We start from the raw sequence: 522 nt of genomic DNA on the forward strand, positions 1-522 counted from the left end.
ACCTACAGGGCGGGGTGGCAGCTGCTCGGCGGAGCCGCTCACGCGGGCGCGTCCATCGGCACCGCCGCCGCCCGCGAGCTCGCCGAGGAGACCGGGCTCACCCGCGAGATCACGCACGCGTTCGCGGTCGACCAGATGCCCCGCAACACGGAGACGGGCTCGACCGCGGGCCTCCACGTCGTCTGCGACCCCGGGAGGCTGACGGCCGACGAACCAGCTGTGGTTGCCGTCCCGGACAGCGCCACAGGCGAGCTGACGGGTCCCCCCTGGGTGCCGCTCGATCCGCTAGGCGAGACGACCCTGCCGTACCAGTAGCGCCGAATCCGCCAGGCCGTCCGCGCGCTGAACCTGCATCACCCCGGACTCGTCCACGACACCGCGCCGGTGTTCGCGCGGGATTGGACTCGCGCCTCGGCCTGGCGAGGCCACGAGGGCCCCGCCGAGGCGGACCTGACTGAGCTGCAGACGTCGGTGCTACGCCTGCTGGTGTCGGGCCGGGGGCAGTCCAGCATTGCTACGGAC

1 protein-coding gene is annotated in these 522 nt (G+C 73.2%); it reads left to right on the top strand.

The features are described 5' to 3' along the window. Window positions 1-315: NUDIX domain-containing protein (locus UK12_RS33050; RefSeq protein WP_156179098.1), on the top strand; the 315-nt coding region annotated here is incomplete at its 5' end. Window positions 316-522 lie beyond the last annotated feature (207 nt).

This window comes from Saccharothrix sp. ST-888, assembly GCF_000955975.1.
In the GTDB taxonomy this organism is placed as follows: Bacteria; Actinomycetota; Actinomycetes; order Streptomycetales; family Streptomycetaceae; genus Kitasatospora.